We start from the raw sequence: 17,572 nt of genomic DNA, 5'->3' as shown, positions 1-17,572 counted from the left end.
TCAGCCTCGCGGGAGCAGCATCCGCGACACGCCTTCCGAGAACCGCCGCCACATCGCCGTCTCCTCGGCGAGCTGCCGGCGGCCGGCGCCGGTGAGCCGGTACAACTTCGCGCGCCGTCCGAGCTCCGAGACGCCCCATTCGGCCTCGACCCAGCCGCGCCGATCCAGCCGGTACAACGCCGGGTAAAGGGAGCCTTCTTCGACCAGGACGGCATCGCCGGTGGTCTCTTCGATGTGGCGCGCGATCGCGTAGCCGTGGCTCGGGCCGCGGGTGAGCGTCTTCAGAATCAGCGCGTCGAGCGCCCCGTGCAGCAGCGAGTTCGGCGTCTTCATTACCCAGACTTTCTTGGTAACAAGACCTTGGACGGATGGAGCCCGGGCGAAGTTTGCCGGCGAACGCCGGTTTTGCGGATTTTTACGTCAGGTGGCGGCGACCAGGCCGCGGACCGTCGCGATCAGCTGGGCGGCATCGATCGGCTTGGCGCAATAGGCGGTGAAGCCGGCCGCCAGGGCCCGGTCGCGATCGTCCGGCCGGGCGAAGGCGGTGACGGCGATGGCGGGCATGGTATGCCCCTGCTTCCGCACCCGCTGCAGCAGTTCGTAGCCGTCCACGCCCGGCATCGCGATGTCGGCGATCACCAGGTCGATCGCCTGCGACGGCAGCTGGTTGAGCGCCGCCGCGGCGCTGTCGCACTGGATCACCCGTGCGCCGCGCGATTCGAGCAGGGCGCCGAGCATTTCACGCGAGTCCAGCTGATCGTCGACCACCAGCACCTTGAGATCGCCGAGGCTGACGTTGGCGACCGAGCGCTTGGCCACCGGCCGCGCGCCGGCAAGCGCCTCGTCGGCGAGCCCCACGGGGAGGCGGATGGTGATGGTGGTGCCGCGGCCGGGCCCCTCGCTGTCGGCGCGGATATCGCCGCCATGCTCCTCGACCAGATGGCGCGCGATCGCCAGTCCGAGTCCGAGCCCGCCGTGCCGTCGTGTCGATCGGCTGTCGGCCTGCCGGAAGCGATCGAAGACGTACGGCAGGAACTCGGGCGCGATGCCGGCGCCCTGATCGCGGATCGAGATCTCGAGCGATCCGTCGCGCTGCCCGCAGGTCAGCTCGATCGTGCCCCCCCTGGCGGAGAACTTGATCGCATTCGAGAGCACGTTGCCGAGGATCTGATGCAGCCGCTTGGGATCGCCTTCGATCGGCGGCAGCTCCGGCTCGACGCGCTGCACGAACGCGATCTGCTTCGCCTCCGCGTCGGGCGAGGCGCCGGCGACCACGGTGTCGAGCAGCCCCGGCACGGCGACCGGGATCCGCTCGATCTGCAGCTTGCCGGTGATGATGCGCGACACGTCGAGGATGTCCTCGATCAGCTGCTGCTGCAGCCGGGCGTTGCGCGCGATGACGTCGATCGCCTGCCGCGTCCGCTCGGGCGACAGCTGCCCGGCGGCGATCATCTGCACCCATCCGAGGATGGCATTGAGCGGCGTGCGCAGCTCGTGCGAGAGCGTGGCGAGGAATTCGTCCTTATGGCGGCTGGCGTCTTCCGCCGCGGCCAGTCGCGCGAGCTCCGCTTCCTTGCGGCGCGTCACCATCATGCAGACGCCGCTCATGCTCGCCGGCCGATCGCCCTGGTACTCGACGCGTCCTTTGCCCTCGCACCACCGCACCGTGCCGTCCGGCGCGACCAGCCGGTACTCGACTTCGTGCGGCGCGCCGTCGTTCAGCGCGTGCTGAATCGAGGCGAGCACGCGGCCGCGGTCGTCCGGGTGGATCTCCTTCTCGTAGCTCGCGAAGGTGCCGTCGAAGGTCCCCGGCGGCAGGCCGTGGATCCGCTCGAGATTGTCGGACCAGACGACCGCGTTGGTCGACAGATCCCAGTCCCACGTACCCATCTCCGCCGCGTCCAGGGCGAAGCGCAAACGCGCCTCGCTGCGTTTCGCCTGCGCCTCCGTGCGCGTCCGCTCCACGGCAAACGCCACCTGGGCGGCGATCAAGCCGGCCAGCTGCATCTCGTCCACGCCCGGCGCGCCGGGCCGATCGAGATACAGCATGAACTTGCCGATCACACCGTCGAGGCTGACGAGTGGAATGAACACCAGACCGGCGATCTGCTCCGCCGCGAAGACCGGCAGGTAGGACCGCAGCGATGCGTCCTTGGTCACGTCGGGGACGACGATCGGCTCCGCATCGCGGGTGTCCGGCCGCCAGGGCGTGTGCCCCTCGACCGCACGGCGATAGCGCTCCGAGATTCCGCGGTACGCCTTGAAGCGCATCACGCCGTCGGCGTCGAACAGCAGAATGGACGCGCGCCGGATGCCGAGTCCCGCGGCGAGCGCATCGAGCGTCGCGTCGTAGATCTCGTCGACCGTGCGGCTCCTGCCGATCGCCCGCGTCAGCGACAGGCACACGGCCGTGTGGGAAGCGGCGGGCGTCGCCATCGGTGGATTCTACGCCAGTCAGCGCACCTGCCGGCGCGCCAGCGTTGCCACGGAGGCGACCAGTTCAGCCGGATCGACCGGTTTGGCCAGATGCATCTCGAACCCGCTCCGCAGCGCGCGGGTGCGATCCTCGGATCGCGCGAACGCGGTGAGCGCTGCCGCGGGCAGCCGGCGGACGTCGGGATCCGGCGATTTCCGCACCCGCTCGATGAGCGCAAACCCGTCCATTTCCGGCATGCCCAGGTCCACCACCAGCACGTCGGGCCTGACCTCTGCGATCCGTTCGAGCGCCCTGGCCGCCGACGCCATGGTCGTGACGGTCGCACCGGCGGTCTCGAGCACGACCCGGAGCAGCGTCAGCGCGTCCTCCTCGTCATCGATCGCGAGCACGTGAACGCCGGACAGATCGCCCAGGGCGGTCAGCGGCTCGAGCCGCTCGGTGCGCGGATGCTCGCGGCGGATCTCACGCGCCTCGGGATGGACGCTCATCAGCGGCAGGCGGGCGCGGAACGTCGCGCCGCGCCCCTCTCCCTCGCTGAACGCTTCGACCGTCCCGCCGTGCATCTCGACGATGTGGCGGACGATGGCGAGGCCCAGGCCCAGACCGCCGGTCTTTCGCGTCGTCCCCACCTCGGCCTGGCGGAAGCGCTCGAACACGAACGGCAGGAAGTCCGGGCTGACGCCGATTCCGGTGTCGCTCACGACGATCTCGACGTGCGAGTTGACCCGCTCGAGCCGCACCTGCACGCGTCCGCCCTTCGGCGTGAACTTGACGGCGTTGGAGACCAGGTTCCAGACGACCTGCTGCAGCCGGCCCGGATCGCCGGAGACCGGCCCGACCCGCGGATCGACGAGCGTGTGCATGCGCACCCCCTTCGCGTCGGCGGCCGGCTGCATCGTGGCGACGGCGTTGTCGATGATGACCGGCAGTTCGACGGGCTGGACGTCGAGGCGGATCTTGCCCGAGACGATGCGCGACACGTCGAGGACGTCTTCGACGATCTGCGTCAGCCACGTGGCGTTCCGCTCGAGCGTTTCCAACCCTCGCTCCGCTTTGTCGCCCGCCAGGATGCCTCCCCTGAGCAACCGCGAATAGCCGACGATCGCATTCAGCGGCGTGCGCAGCTCGTGAGAGAGCACGGCGAGGAACTCGTCCTTGGTGCGGCTCGCCGCCTGTGCGTCGGCATAGAGCTGCGCGTTCTGCAGCGCCACCGACGCCCAGCTCGCAATGCCGGCCGCCAGCCGCTCGTGCTGCTCGGTGAACATGCCGGCGCTCGAGTGGGCGAAGAACAGGCCGCCGAGCACGCTGCCGCCGCGGCCTCTCACCGGCACGGCGAGGTAGCTTTTCACCGGCAGATGTCCGGGCGGCATGCCGTGATACGGCGGGTTGTGGCCATAGCGCGGATCCGCGGTCACGTCGTCGAGCCGCACCGGGCCGTGGCCGTGGAACGTGGGCGCGAAGATCGCCGTCGCGCGCGGATGGGGGAACTTCGCGAACGCGTCGCGCGGGGCGCCCGACAGCGTGTACAACATGTAGGCGTCGCCCGATTTCGGGTCGGTGACGTTATAGAAGAACGCGCCGTATTCGGCGCCGGTCAGGTCGGTGGCGACGTCCGTCACTTTCTGAACGATCGTCTCGCGGTCGAGCGAGGAGGCGACGGCCGCGCCGATCTCGCCGAGCTTCGCCGTGTTGCGCGCGTGAATGCGCTCGAGCTCGGCGAGGCGGGCCCGCTCCGTCACGTCGCGGGCGATCTTCGACGCGCCGAACACCCTGCCGTGCTCGTCGCGCAGCGGTGAGACGGACAGTGAAATCGTGAGCCGCGATCCGTCTTTACGCTGGCGGACGGTTTCGTAGTGATCTACGCTCCCGCCCAGGCGGATTCTCGCCAGCACCTCATCCTCTTCGGTCTGCAGTTCGGCGGGAACCAGCATGCGGACGGACTGTCCGATCGCTTCCTCGGCGGTGTACCCGAACATCCGTTCGGCGGCCGGATTCCACGAGGTGATGATGCCGGCGAGATCCTTGGTGATGATCGCGTCGTCCGAGGATTCGATCACCGCCGCGAGGCGCTCGTCGGCGATGGCGGCGCGCGCACGGTCGCGCAAGTCGCGCGCGATCTTCGACGCGCCGATGACCCGTCCCTCCTCGTTGTAAATGGGAGAGACGGTCAGCGAGATCGGAATCAGCGTTCCGTCCTTGCGCTGACGCACCGTCTCGAAGTGGCTGACCGAGCGCCCGGCGGCGATCCGGCTCAGCACCATGTCCTCTTCATCCTGGCGGTCGGCGGGGATGATCATCCGGATCGACCGCCCGACGGCCTCCTCCGCCGAGTAGCCGAACATCGCCTCGGCAGCCCGGTTCCAGGAGATGATCGTCCCCGTCAGGTCCTTGCTGACGATGGCGTCGTCCGAAGACTCGACGACCCGCGCGAGATGTCTGAAATAGACATCGTCAGGGTGCTCGTGCATACGTTGACTACAGCCGTGGTGCTGAACGGCGCTGGACTCTGCCGGAAAAGCCCGGATCAGCCCCGTATTTGCAGCAGTCGTACCAGGCCCGCGGCGGTCAGTCAGACGGGAGGCCCTGTCAGTCGAGGCGGCGCCGGCGCGAGCGTGCGTGGCGGGAGTGGTAGAATAGGAAGTTCCGGAGAGGTACCGAAGTGGTCGTAACGGGGGCGCCTCGAAAGCGTCTTGCCGGGTAACCGGCACGGGGGTTCGAATCCCTCCCTCTCCGCCATCCTCCTTCGCTCGCGCCCGGAATCCTTCCTTATTCACCCCTGCGTGCGCTGCGCCTGCCGGCGTTCCTCGAAGAAGCGCTGCATCACTTCCCGGCATTCGGTCTCGAGCACGCCGCCCTGGACCTCCAGCCGGTGGTTCAGCGCGGGATGCTCGTGGGCGCGCATCGCGGACTCGATCGCGCCGGCTTTCGGCTCCGGGGCGCCGTACACCAGCCGCGCGACCCGCGCGTGGATCATCGCGCCGACGCACATCTGGCAGGGCTCGATGGTGACGTAGAGCGTGGCGCCGGTCAGGCGGTAGTTGCGCAGCTCTGACGCGGCTCGGCGGATCGCCACGATCTCGGCATGCGCCGTCGGGTCGTTCGCACCGATCGGCTCATTGCCCCCCTCGGCGAGGAGCTCGCCGTCGAGGACGATGACGGCGCCGACCGGGACCTCGCCGCGATCGCCCGCCTGCAGCGCGCGATTCAACGCATACCGCATCCACTGTGGATCGGTCATCACCGCCCCTCCGTCCGCCGATCGTAGTGGATTTCAGCGGATCGAGACCCTGATGCCGCCGTTGATCACCCGGCCGTCGAGCGGAGCCCAGGCATCCACCGTCCAGCGGCCGTCGGGCAGCCGCGCCGGCAGCGTCAGCGGATCGTCCTTCGTCTGGCGGATGTCGAACAGGTTCTCGAGATTGAGGAATACACGGAACCGTCCGACCCGCCGCTCGCCGAAGAACCCGGCCAGCCAGTACGGTCTGCCGCGGCCGCGATAAGGATTGTCCTCGAGCGGCTGCCGGCCCGTGTAGTAGACCTCGACGCCGACCCGGCCGCCCTCCCCTTCCCGGATCGCGTTGAACGACGCGGCGTGTTCCGCCGTCAGCGGGACGTCGCGGCGGATCGCGGTGTCGGGATCGGGTTCGGTCGCGCGCGTCCACGCGTGCGTCGCGCCGGCGGTGAACCCCTCGATCCGGTAGCGCGCGATGATCTCGCTGCCCCAGGTGCGCGTCGCCGCGCCGGCGTTCACCAGTCGCACTTCCGTGCCGGAGATCTCGCGGCTCTGCACCGCGTGCGCGACGCGCGACGCGAACAGCGTCCCGGTCAGCTCGAACGGGCCGAGCCGCCGCGTCACGTCGACCGATCCGCCGACGGCGCGTTCCGCGTCGAGATCGCGCAGCGGCTGCACGCGGGACAGCCCGGTCTCGTCGGTCTCCTCGGTGAACGGTGTCGGCGTGAACGCGCCGGTGCCGACCGACGAGCGGATGGTCCAGCTGCGGTTCGGCCGCATCAGCACCGACACGCGCGGCGTCGCGAGGGCGCCGTACTCGGAGTGAAAATCGGCGCGCGCGCTCGCGGCGATCGAGACCAGCGGACTGACGGCGATCTCGTCCTGCGCGAAGAGCGACGGCGTCGAGAACCGGTAATCGAACTGCGGCAGCTCGCGGAGATCGAACCGATCCTGCTGGAACGCGGCGCCGGCGACCCACGTGTGGCGGCCTCGCGATCCCGTCAACGACGCCTCGCCGAAGTAGGTCATGCGCGCGCCGCGCTCGCGGACCCCGCCGAAGTCGCGGTCGCGCGTCTGGCGCATGAACGAGCCGCGCAGCGCGAACACCCGTCCGCTCGCCGTCAGCCACCGCGCCATCGCCCCCGAATCGGCGTGCCGGGTGTTCAACGCCTCGCGGAACGGCCGCCCGTCGGGCGCGGTCCGCCCCGACAGCGTTCCGCCGCGCCGGTCCTCCGCCATGACGCCGGCGGTCACGAACAGCGTCCGTCCTTCGCGGTTGTCGTAGAACACGCGCGGACGCAGCAGGCCGCGATCGTACGACGGCAGATCCGTCCACCCGTCGTCGTCGAGATCCTTCCGCTGCTGCGTGTGATACCCGCCCAGCAGCGTGTACGACCAGCGCCCCGCCCCCGGCTGCGCCAGCCAGGCGGTGACGTCCGTCCCGGCTTGCGTGGTCTGATTGAAGAGCAGCTCACGCTCCACCTCCTGCGGCCGGCGCGAGACGAGATTGATCACGCCGCCGAGCGCGGACGCGCCGTAGAGCGCGGATGCCACCCCCTTGATCACTTCCACCTGGCCCAGGTCCAGCGGCGGAACCTGCAGCATGCTGAACGAGTCTCCCTGCGCCCCGTACAGCGGCAGCCCGTCGGCGAGCATCTGCGCGTAGCGGCCGCGCAGCCCCTGGATGCGGACGTTCGCCGCGCCGAGCGACGGCGCCGTGGTCTGCACCCGCAATCCGCTCGTCTCGCCGAGCAGCATCGCCACGCTGCCCGGCGTCATCAGCGCCTTTTCCTCGATTTCCTCGCGATCGATGACTTCCACGCGCAGCGCCTGATCGCGCAGGCGGGTGGCGGAGCGCGTGGCGCTGACCTCGATCTCGTCTTCGATCTCGGGAAGCGGTTCGAGATCGGCCGTCACGCGCGTGACGGCGCCGGCCGCGACGTCGATCTTCGATTCCCACGGCAGGTGCGCGGCGGACTTCACGACGGCGACGTATGCGCCGGGTGGAATCTCGAACGCGGCTTCGCCGGTCGCATTCGTCGTCGCGCGCTTCTCCCCGATGGCGACCTCGACGCCGGAGACCGGCTTGCCCTCGGCACGGACGAGGACGACGACCTGCGTGGACTGGAGACCGAACAGGATGACGGCGATGAGACTGAGCATCCGTCCGATCTACGAGTTGTCTCCGTCGATCAGACCGCCGAGCCCGCCGAGAATCGATCCTTCCTCGCGCCCGCCGCGCGCCAGTCCGGGAGCCGCGGCGATGATCCGGTTGGCGAGACGGCTCAGCGGCAGCGACTGCAGCCAGACGCGGCCGGGACCGCGCAGCGTGGCGAAGAACAGCCCTTCACCGCCGAACAGCGCCGACTTGATCTTGCCCACGTACTGGATGTCGTAGCTGACCGACGGCTGGAACGCGACGATGCAGCCGGTGTCGACGCGAATGAGCTCGTTGGCCGCGAGCGTCCGCTCCTGCAGCGTGCCGCCGGCGTGCACGAACGCCCACCCGTCCCCCTGCAGCCGCTGCATGATGAAGCCTTCGCCGCCGAACAGCCCGACGCCGAGCTTCCGCTGAAACGCGATGCCGACGCTCACGCCTTTGGCGGCCGCGAGGAACGAGTCCTTCTGCGCGATCAGCTCACCGCCGAGATCCTTGAGATGCATCGCCACGATCTTCCCGGGGTAGGGGGCGCCGAACGCCACCTTCCGCTTCTGCGTGCTGCGGTTCAGGAACACCGTCATGAACAGCGACTCGCCCGTGAGCAGCCGCTTGCCGGCCCCCATCAGCGCGCCGAGGAACCCGCTCTGCTGCTGCGAGCCGTCGCCGAAGATCGTCTCCATCTCGACGCCGTCGTCCATGTACATCATGCCGCCGGCTTCCGCGACGGTCGCTTCGTTCGGATCGAGCTCGACTTCGACGAACTGCATGTCGTCGCCGAAGATCTTGTAGTCGATTTCGTGCATTGCGGGCATCTGAACTCCTCCGGAGCGTCAATCAGGATGAGTACTCAGTGTACGTGATTCACCACGACAGGATCTGGCCGTCCTTGATCAAGCGATCGCGCAGCGCCGCGTAGGGCAGGTCCTGGACGCGGACGCGAGCGTCGATCGCCAGCGCCGCCGCCGTCGCGGCCGACTGGCCGAGGATCATGAACACCGGTTCCATGCGGATCGATCCGAACGCGATGTGCGAACTGGACACGCAGACGGGCACGAGGAGGTTTCCGGCCTGGCCGCGCTTCGGGACGAGCGCGCCGTACGCGATCTGGTACGGCGCCTTCAGCGCGACGCCGATGTCTCCCTCGTTCTGCACGCTGCCCTCGGGCGTGATGTACCGCTGCACGTTGTGCGAGTCGATCGTGTACGAGCCCATGCCGACCGGCTCGGGCGTCGGACGCCGTCCGGTCAGCTCGTGTTCGGTCATGACGAACGTCCCGACCATCCGCCGCGCTTCCCGCACGTAGATCTGATACGGCCAGCCGCCGTTGTCGCGGAACTCGTCCCTGGGGAGGCCCCAGCGGCGCATCTCGGCCTGGACGTCCTTCGGCACCCTGGGATCGTTGGCGATGAAGTACAGCCAGCCCTTCTGGTAGGTCTCGTGCTCTTTCAGGATCTCGCGGCGGCGCTCGTATGACGCGTCGGGATAGTCGTAGTTGAACCCGATGTTGTCGGTGCTGAACGGCCCGTGATTGTTGCTGTCGGTCTTGCGGTTCGGCACCGGATCGAACTTCTGGAAGGTTTCGCGCCACCCCGCTTCATAGACGCGAAGCAGCAGCTCGTACTGCCCAGGGTCGTATCCGTCCGGCCTGGGAAACGGAAGGCGATTGTCGGGATGATCGGTGACGCAGTAGCGGTAGCAGTAGGCCTGAACGCGCGTGTCGCCGCTTCCGTACTCCCCCGGCGGCTGCGTGCTGATGCGCGGCAGCACGCCGCTCGATGGATCGCCGCGCACGACGTAGGGACTGATCGGCTGCTTCAGGACGCCGAAGTGATGCCGGTGGTGCAGCACGCCGGTCTGCACGCCCGCCCACTCCTCCCCGTACCTCGCCTTCGACTCGCGGCCGACGTGGTAGTCGACACCGGCGGCAGCCATGAGATCCCCTTCGTAGGTGGCATCGATGAACATCCTCGCCGTGTAGGAACGGCCGCTCAGCATCCTGATCGAGACGATGCGGCCGTCCGCCGTCGACACTCCCCGCCGGCGGTCGAGCCACTCGTTCCGGTGCACCGGGATCCGATGCTCGCGCACCAGATCCTCGAACACGTTCTCGGCGACATGCGGCTCGAAGATCCACATCGTCCGGCGCTCGCCGTCCACGGCGGGCGTGCCCTGTCCCTTGTTGCCGTATTCGTCGCGCGGCTGCCACCGCCACGCGTCCGGCCGCTGATAGTGCTGCCAGATGCGGTGGTAGAACTCGCGCGCGAGCCCGCCGATGACCGCCTTGTTGCCGGTGTCCGTGAACCCCAGGCCGCCGCTCGACAGGCCGCCCAGATGCCGATCGGGACCGACGACGACGACGGACTTGCCCATGCGCGCCGCCTGGACGGCGGCGATGACGCCGGCAGACGTGCCGCCGTAGACGACGACGTCGTAGGCCGGGGCCTGGGCGCGCGTGAGAACACTGCTCAGCAGCAGGAGGCCGAGCACGGCATATTTCATGGAGCCATTGATATCACCAAGCTGGCAGTAGAATCCGTGGGACTGCGAGGAGCATCCATGAGCACCATCTCGAGGCGCAAGTTCGTGGCGACGGCGGCCGCCGCCGGCGCGGGTCTGACCATCGTCCCCCGTCATGTGCTCGGCAACGGGTTCCAGGCGCCCAGCGACACCGTGAACGTCGCCACGGTCGGCTTCGGGGGAATGGGCGGCAGCAATACGCGCCGGCTCATGACCCAGAACATCGTCGCCATCTGCGACGTGGACGACGCGCTCGTCGACGCGCAGCTGAAACGCATGCAGGACGACGCGGCAAAGCCGCCGGGGACGGCGCAGCAGCCCCCGGCCGTCATGTCGAAGGCGCAGGCGGCTGCAGACGCGCGCCGCCCTCGCGTCGACAACGCCGCGGCGCTGCGGCGTTTCACCGCGGAGCAGATCCCGCGATTGAAGCGGTACCGCGACTACCGCGAGATGCTGGACAAGCAGAAGGACATCGACGCCATCGTCGTCGCCACCCCCGACCACATGCATGCGGTGATCGCACTGGCGGCCATGGACCTGGGCAAGCACGTCTACGTGCAGAAGCCTCTGTGCTGGTCGGTCGAGGAGGCGCGCGCCCTGGCGAAGAAGGCGAAGGAGAAGTCCAGGGTCGTCACGCAGATGGGCAACCAGGGGCACTCGAGCGACGGCTCGCGCACCGGGTACGAGTACATCCGCGGCGGAGCGATCGGTGAAGTGCGCGAGGTCCACGTCTGGACGAACCGGCCGCTCGGCTTCTGGCCGCAGGGCATTCCGCGTCCGGCCCCGCTCGCCGCCGCTTCGGGCGCGCCGCGGCCGCTGCGCTTCCCCTCAGGGCGCGTGACACCGCTGATGGCCGACGCCCTCTATCGCGAGGCGGCGTCCATGCCATCGACACTGTCCTGGGATCTGTTCCTCGGCGTCGCGCCTGAAGTCGAGTACCACCCGATCTATCACCCGCATCACTGGCGCGGCTGGGTCGACTGGGGCCAGGGAGCCCTCGGCGACATGGGGGCGCATCTCATCGATCACCCGTTCAAGGCACTGAACCTGGGGCTGCCGGCGACGATCGAGACGTTGTCGACGCCCTTCAACGGCGTCTCGTACCCGCACGCGACGACGACCTACTATCAGTTCCCGGCGCGCGGCAGCATGCCGGCCGTAAGGCTGACCTGGTACGACGGCGGGCTCACCCCGCCACGGCCGGAGGAGCTCGGCGAGGAGAAGCTGAACGGCGAGGGGGGCATCATCTACATCGGCAGCAAGGGCAAGATGATGCAGCTGACCTACGGCCACGAGCCGCGCCTGCTGCCCAAGGCGCTGCACGAACGGGTCGGCGAGCCGAAGGCGCTGCTGCCTCGCGTCACGCACGCGCAGGATGAACACGAGATGAACTGGATCGAGGCGATTCAGGGCAAGGCGCCCATCTCCTGCCCCTTCGAGTATGCAGCCCAGCTGACCGAGGTCATGCTCCTCGGCATCGTCTCGCTGCGCGCCGGACAGAAGACGCCCGGCGACAGCAGGATTCATTACGATGGGGCGGGCATGCGGGTCACGAACACGATCAAGGGGCCGAACGGGGCGGTGACGGATCCGAACGAGTTCCTCCGGCGCGACTACCGCGCCCCGTGGAAGCTGACCTAGGACGGCAGGAGACGCGGCGGATCACGTCTTGCTGGCGCCGCACGCGAAGCGGCTCCTGGCCGCTCGGTTTACTCGCCTTGATGAGTCTGACGAAGGTGGCGCCTGTGGGAGCGCCGGGGGTCCGTGTCATGCCCAAGTCCGCGCGCGTCGATTTCCACGGCGTTCGCTTCTACGAGTCGCGGCAATCGATGGCGGCGACCGCCGCGGTGTTCCTCGCGGGGGGCTTGATCGTCGACGAGGCGGCGCTGGTGATCGGCTGCTCCGAGCATCGGACCGCCGTCGAACGATCGCTCCGCGATATCAGCTTCAGTCTGGTCGCGCTGGTGGCGTCACAAAAGCTGCGCGTCCTGGATGCGGGGCGTACGCTGCGCGAGATGATGGTGAACGGGATTCCCGACCCGGTGCGCTTCTCCACCGTCATCGATCGCGAGATCCGGCGCCTCAAGCTGAGCAGTGATGGGCACGTCCGGGTGTACGACGAAATGACGGATCTGCTGTGGACCCAGGGGCGTCGTGACGCGGCGCTCCGGCTCGAGATGCTCTGGGACGGGCGCGCGGTGCGCGAACGATGCTCGGTGTTGTGCGGTCACAGCATCGAGCCGCGGCCGGACAGGCTGGCGCTCAAGTCGCTGTGCGCGTGTCACAGCCACATCGTGGCGCCCGACGGCGCGCCGCATCCGATCAATCGGGTGAAGGTGGCGCTGGTCCGATCGGAACCCGGGACGAACGGGGTGATCCAGTAGGCGGGTTACAGCGCTCTGCGAAGAACTGTAACGGCTCGAAGAGGAATGGTGCGCCCTGCACGACTCGAACGTGCGACCTCCTGGTTCGTAGCCAGACGCTCTATCCAACTGAGCTAAGGGCGCGCAAACCCTGAGTATAGCAAAACGCGTCAGTCCACGCGAGTTCCGCCCCGCCGCGAAACGCGCACGCCGGCACGATCTGATCGGCCTGTTCGCGCGTGTTCGACAGCACGAAGCTACCGCTGGAGGCCGCTGCCGCGTTCCGCCATCCCCGGCAGCGCGATCGGCAGTCTGCCGCCGATCGGCGCCTCTCCCATCACCGCCCGCGCGGCCGATCGCTCGGCGCGATCGTAGAAGTCGTAGGTCAGCAGGATCGCGGGCAGTTCCTGGACGAATGTCGCCGTGTACGGGTTGCCGAAGATGACGGTGACGAGCGGCTGCTTCGCCGCCTCGGCCTGGCGCGCCAGCGCGCGCAGCAGCGACTGCATGTTGGCCGGCAGGTCCATCCGCCCGCTGCCGGACGACGCGCGGACGAAGACGGACGCGACGACGGCGTCGTAGCGGGGCGCCATGGCGCGCACTAGGTCGATCTCGTTGGCCGTCGAACGCTCCGACAGTTCGACGGAGGTCAGGCCCCGCCAGCGGCGCTTCAACTCCGGGATGAAGGCGCGGCTCGGCGCCGCGATGCGCCAGTTGCCGGGCGAATCGAGGATCGACAGATACAGCACCCTCGCCTCAGGACCGATCTTCAGCGGCACCGTCCCCTGCTGGTCCTTGATCAGCGTGATCGATTTCTGGCTCACGGCGTCGGCCACCGCCTGGTGGGCGCGCGTGCCGACCACGTTCGGAATCGCCTCGAGGTTCACGGCGCGGACGCGGTGCAGCCCGGCGCGCGCCTTGGCCCGGAGCACGCGGCCGACCGACGCGTCGATCTGCGCCATCGCGATCTCGCCGGCGGTCACCGCCGCCTTCAATCCCGCGAACGCCGCGCCGTCGTCCGGCGAGTGGAGAATGATGTCGTTCCCCGCCTTGATCGCGCGCACCGCCGCTTCGCCGGGGGAGTACAGTTTCGTGACGCCCGCCATGCCCATCGAGTCGGTGTAGACCAGGCCGTCGAATCCCAGCTCGCGGCGCAGCACGCCGGAGACGATCGGGCCGCTGAGCGTCGTCGGCGTGTTCGGCGCCGGATCGAGCGCCGGCATCTCGATGTGGCCGGTCATGATGGCCCCCGCGCCGGCGGCGATGCCCGCCTTGAAGGGCGGCAGCTCGATGCGATCGAGCGATTCGCGCGGGTCCTTGACGATCGGCAGGCCGAGATGCGAGTCGACGTCGGTGTCGCCGTGCCCGGGGAAGTGCTTGAGCGTGGCGATCATGCCGCCCGCCTGCAGACCGCGGACGAACGCGCCGCCGAGGCGCCCGACGAGCTCCGGATCCTCGCCATACGATCGGGTGTTGATGACCGGGTTGCGCGGATTGTTGTTGACGTCCATCACCGGCGCGAAATTGACGTGCACGCCGATGGCGCGCGACTCGATCGCGGCGATGCGGCCGGCCTCGTAGGTGAGCTGCTCGTCCGCGGCGGCGCCGAACGCCATGTTGCGCGGAAATCCGGTCGCCCCTTCGAGCCGGAAGCCGGCGCCGGTTTCGAAGTCGCCCGTGTTGAGCAACGGGTACCGCGCGATCGCCTGGAGCCGGTTCAACAAGGAAGCGGCGGCGAGCGGCTGCCCGAGCGTGACCGTGCCATAGTGGGGATCGAGCAGGACGTCGGGGACGTTCTCCGTGCCGCCAAAGACGTGGAACCCGCCGACGCGGTACTCGTGCAGCGCCCTGGCGAGCGCGTCGAACCCGGCCGAGTCGGTGCTCAGGTACTCCGACTGGAACGACGAGACCAGCAGCTGGCCGACCTTGTCATCGAGCGTCATCCCGGCCAGCGTCGCCGCCGCCCACCGCTCGGCCTGCCGATCGGCCGTCTGCCAACCGCCAGCCGCGGGGCGCCATCCGCCTGCGGTCACGAGCAGCAGCGCGAAGGCGGCGGCGAAGGCCTGTTTCATGGCTGGATCGTATCGTAGGTGATAATCGAGGCATGGGGGTGGAGGAACACCGCAAGACGGCCGTCACCGGCGTTCGCTGCGCCGTGCTGACCGTCAGCGACACGCGCGGCACGGAGACCGACGTCAGCGGCCGGACGATCGTCGAGCTGCTCGAAGGCGCCGGGCACGCGGTCGCCAAGCGCCAGATCCTGCGCGACGATCCCAAGGACGTGCACGAAGCCGTGCTCGGGCAGATTGGCGGCGTCGACGCGATCATCTCGACCGGCGGCACCGGCATCACGTCGCGCGACAGCACCTACGAAGCGATTGCCGGTCTGTTCGAGAAGCGGATTGACGGCTTCGGCGAACTGTTCCGCATGCTGTCGTATGCGGAGATCGGCAGCGCCGCGATGCTGACCCGCGCCTGCGCCGGCGTCGCGCGCGGCACCGCCATCTTCATCCTGCCCGGCTCGGAACACGCGGTCCGCCTGGCGATGACCAGGCTGATCCTGCCGGAGCTCGGCCACGTGGTGCGGGAGCTGCGCCGGTGACCGGACCCTCCACCTCCAGCATGCGCCCGATCCGCGAAACGATTCCGCTCGAAGACGCGCTCGCCGCGATCCTCGAGGCGGCCGCACCGATCGAGCGGACGGAACGCGCGGCGCTCGGCAGCGCGGACGGCCGGGTGCTCGCCGCGGCCCCGGACGCGACGATGGACGTGCCGCCATTCGATCGCGCCGCCATGGACGGCTACGCGGTCCGTGCGGAAGACACGTTCGGCGCCGGCCGCTACGACCCCAAGGTCCTGCGCGTCGTCGAGAAGGTCTATACCGGGCAGCTGCCGTCGAAGACCCTGTCCGCCGGCGAGTGCATCGAGATCGCGACCGGCGCGCCGATGCCGCAGGGTGCGGACGCGGTCGTCATGGTCGAGGAGACCGAGCGGGTCGCCGGATCGCCGGACGTGCGCGTGTTCACGCCGGTGTATCCGCGCCAGCACGTCGGCCGCCGCGGCGCCGACATCACCGCGGGGCAGGCGGTGCTCCGTCCCGGCGACGTGCTGAACCCGAGCCGGATCGGCGCGCTCGCCGCGGTGGGCGTGCTCGAGGTCGAGGTGTACGCCCGGCCGCGCATCGCCATCCTCTCGACCGGCAACGAGATCGTCGAGCCCGGACGGCCGCTCGGTCCCGGACAGATCTACGACATCAACCGCTTCACGCTGTCGGCGATCATCGAATCACACGGCGGAACGGCGGTGGCGCTGCCGACGGCGGCCGATACCGTGGAGGCGTTGTCGGCGGCGATCGACGCCGCGCTCCAGGAGGACGTGCTGGTGTTTTCCGGCGGCAGTTCCGTCGGCGAGCGCGATCTGATCCTCGACGTGCTGCTCCAGCGCGGCGACGTCCTGTTTCACGGCGTCGCGGTCAAGCCCGGGAAGCCGACGGTCTTCGGAAAGGTCGCCGGGAAGCCGGTCCTCGGGATGCCGGGATATCCGACGTCCTGTCTCTCGAACGGCTATATGCTGCTGCTGCCGATGCTGCGGCAGATGGCGCGCCTTCCACCGCATCGTGCACACACCACGCGCGTGCCGCTGGCGCGGCGGATCGTCTCGACGACGGGACGGCATCAGTTCTATACGGTGCGGATTGCGGACGGCACTGCCCTGCCTGCGTTCAAGGCGTCGGGGGACATCACCAGCATGGCGCACGCCGACGGTTACATCGAGATCCCCGCGCACGTCGACATCGTCGAAGCGGGCGAGATCGTTGACGTAAAGTTGTTCTGATGCACCGATCGACGCTGACCGTCGCGCCCGGATTCCTGGTACCCGATCAGAAGGGACGCGCGCGTTCGCTGCCCGGCTTCCTGGCGCGCGGACGGCTGCTGCTCACGTTCCATCGCGGCACCTGGTGACCGAACTGCCGCCACCGGTTCGGTGAGCTAGCCGACAACATCGCCGCCTACACCTCGCGCGGCGTCCAGGTCGCCGGCGTGCTGGCGCAGAACCGGGACGCCGTGCGGCGCTACATCGAAGAGACCGGCCTCCCGTTCGACATCCTGATCGACGAGCGCCGCGACATGGCGCGCGCCTATGGCGTCTACCATCGCATCGGTCTCACCGCCTGGAACATCGCCCGTCCGGCGGTCTTCCTCGTCGATCAGGATGCGCGGATCTCGTACTCGTTCATCGGCGACGACCAGCGTGAATACCCGTCGCAGCAGGAGATCGTCGCCGCGCTGTGAACGCCAGCTAGCCGCCAAAGGTGTCGCACGAGACGTTCTTGTGCCAGTTGACGAACGCGCCGGCCGGGTTGTCCTTCCACGCCCACACGTGGAGCGTGTAGAACGATGGGAGCCCGAACCGGTTCGGGGCGTCGAACAAGTGCAACAGCTGCCCCATCAGCTGCGGCGGCGCAGAATTCTTCGCGTGCCACGCGTCCGCGAAGACGAGGAAGTCGGCGCCAATCAGCTTGCGCTCGCCATTCGGCAGCGGTTCGTAGATGACGATCTCCGGCTTCGCCGGGTCGAGCTGTCCGTCGAGCACCAGCGGGAAATTGACGTAGTGGAGCCCCATTGCGCCCCAGTCCGGCCCGGTGACGCAGCCGAACTGCAGCGAGTAGCCCTCGGCTTCGGCGACCGCCACGTCCTTGAACCGCTCCGTGGCTTCCCGGACCGCCTTCAACAGCGTGTCGCCGCCCGCGGAATGAGAGTGTCCAACCTGAGCCGAGGACGGCGCCTGCCATCCAACCGCGACGGCGCCGCAGATCACGATCAATAAGCGTTTCATCATCGGACTCCTTCCTGCACCCGGAG

General features: G+C 68.7%; 14 protein-coding genes, 2 tRNA genes and 1 pseudogene. 7 read left to right on the top strand and 10 right to left on the bottom strand.

The annotated features are described in order from the left end of the window. The 3 genes from VFK57_15160 to VFK57_15150 form a co-directional block, all read right to left on the bottom strand. A complete protein-coding gene (locus VFK57_15160) occupies positions 1 to 333 on the bottom strand; it encodes a PadR family transcriptional regulator (protein ID HET7697049.1) in 333 nt (110 codons plus the stop codon). An 87-nt stretch (positions 334 to 420) separates the two neighbouring features. Next, entirely contained in the window at positions 421 to 2,436 is a 2,016-nt protein-coding gene (locus VFK57_15155) for an ATP-binding protein (GenBank protein ID HET7697048.1), read from the bottom strand. Between the two features lie 18 nt (positions 2,437 to 2,454). Next, entirely contained in the window at positions 2,455 to 4,905 is a 2,451-nt protein-coding gene (locus VFK57_15150) for a PAS domain S-box protein (protein HET7697047.1), read from the bottom strand. Between the two features lie 177 nt (positions 4,906 to 5,082). On the opposite strand from VFK57_15150, the gene VFK57_15145 reads away from it, so the two are divergent. Continuing rightward, a tRNA-Ser gene (locus VFK57_15145) sits at positions 5,083 to 5,173 on the top strand. A gap of 34 nt (positions 5,174 to 5,207) precedes the next feature. Here VFK57_15145 and tadA read toward each other — a convergent pair. From tadA to VFK57_15125, 4 genes are read right to left on the bottom strand one after another with little or no spacing between them, the layout of a single operon-like run. After that, the gene (gene tadA / locus VFK57_15140) at positions 5,208 to 5,675 is read right to left on the bottom strand and encodes a tRNA adenosine(34) deaminase TadA (GenBank protein ID HET7697046.1); all 468 of its coding nucleotides are present in this window, start codon (positions 5,673 to 5,675) and stop codon (positions 5,208 to 5,210) included. 33 nt (positions 5,676 to 5,708) lie between these two features. Beyond that, entirely contained in the window at positions 5,709 to 7,832 is a 2,124-nt protein-coding gene (locus tag VFK57_15135; GenBank protein HET7697045.1) for a TonB-dependent receptor, read from the bottom strand. A 9-nt stretch (positions 7,833 to 7,841) separates the two neighbouring features. Beyond that, the gene (locus tag VFK57_15130; protein ID HET7697044.1) at positions 7,842 to 8,642 is read right to left on the bottom strand and encodes a TIGR00266 family protein; all 801 of its coding nucleotides are present in this window, start codon (positions 8,640 to 8,642) and stop codon (positions 7,842 to 7,844) included. Between the two features lie 49 nt (positions 8,643 to 8,691). After that, positions 8,692 to 10,329: an FAD-dependent oxidoreductase gene (locus VFK57_15125; GenBank protein HET7697043.1), complete on the bottom strand. Its 1,638-nt coding sequence runs from the start codon at positions 10,327 to 10,329 to the stop codon at positions 8,692 to 8,694. Positions 10,330 to 10,386: 57 nt separating this feature from the next. Here VFK57_15125 and VFK57_15120 point away from each other — a divergent pair, with 57 nt between their 5' ends. After that, positions 10,387 to 11,988 (top strand): Gfo/Idh/MocA family oxidoreductase, encoded by a 1,602-nt coding sequence (locus tag VFK57_15120; protein HET7697042.1) that lies wholly within the window; start codon positions 10,387 to 10,389, stop codon positions 11,986 to 11,988. A 128-nt stretch (positions 11,989 to 12,116) separates the two neighbouring features. After that, positions 12,117 to 12,731 carry an MEDS domain-containing protein gene (locus VFK57_15115; GenBank protein HET7697041.1) on the top strand — a complete coding sequence of 205 codons (615 nt, stop codon included), beginning with the start codon at positions 12,117 to 12,119 and terminating at the stop codon, positions 12,729 to 12,731. A gap of 46 nt (positions 12,732 to 12,777) precedes the next feature. Here VFK57_15115 and VFK57_15110 read toward each other — a convergent pair. Further along, positions 12,778 to 12,854 (bottom strand) — tRNA-Arg (locus VFK57_15110). 113 nt (positions 12,855 to 12,967) lie between these two features. Beyond that, positions 12,968 to 14,782 carry a glycoside hydrolase family 3 protein gene (locus VFK57_15105; GenBank protein HET7697040.1) on the bottom strand — a complete coding sequence of 605 codons (1,815 nt, stop codon included), beginning with the start codon at positions 14,780 to 14,782 and terminating at the stop codon, positions 12,968 to 12,970. A 32-nt stretch (positions 14,783 to 14,814) separates the two neighbouring features. Between VFK57_15105 and VFK57_15100 the strand changes: the two genes are divergently transcribed. From VFK57_15100 to VFK57_15085, 4 genes and pseudogenes are all read left to right on the top strand, one after another. Beyond that, entirely contained in the window at positions 14,815 to 15,312 is a 498-nt protein-coding gene (locus VFK57_15100) for a MogA/MoaB family molybdenum cofactor biosynthesis protein (protein HET7697039.1), read from the top strand. Next, positions 15,309 to 16,544, top strand: a complete 1,236-nt coding sequence (gene glp, locus VFK57_15095; GenBank protein ID HET7697038.1) for a gephyrin-like molybdotransferase Glp — start codon at positions 15,309 to 15,311, stop codon at positions 16,542 to 16,544. Before VFK57_15100 ends, glp begins: the two co-directional genes overlap by 4 nt. Continuing rightward, positions 16,544 to 16,672, top strand: a complete 129-nt coding sequence (locus tag VFK57_15090) for a hypothetical protein (GenBank protein ID HET7697037.1) — start codon at positions 16,544 to 16,546, stop codon at positions 16,670 to 16,672. The genes glp and VFK57_15090 overlap by 1 nt, the downstream gene beginning before the upstream one ends. A 12-nt stretch (positions 16,673 to 16,684) precedes the next feature. After that, positions 16,685 to 17,002, top strand: a pseudogene (locus tag VFK57_15085) (redoxin domain-containing protein). 7 nt (positions 17,003 to 17,009) lie between these two features. On the opposite strand, the gene VFK57_15080 reads toward VFK57_15085, so the two are convergent. Next, entirely contained in the window at positions 17,010 to 17,546 is a 537-nt protein-coding gene (locus VFK57_15080) for a hypothetical protein (protein ID HET7697036.1), read from the bottom strand. Between the last annotated feature and the right edge of the window lie 26 nt (positions 17,547 to 17,572).

The organism is Vicinamibacterales bacterium (assembly GCA_035699745.1).
Classification (GTDB): Bacteria; Acidobacteriota; Vicinamibacteria; order Vicinamibacterales; family 2-12-FULL-66-21; genus JAICSD01.
The sequence above is the reverse complement of the archived record's forward strand: the minus strand, read 5'-3'. Positions and strand labels throughout refer to the sequence as shown.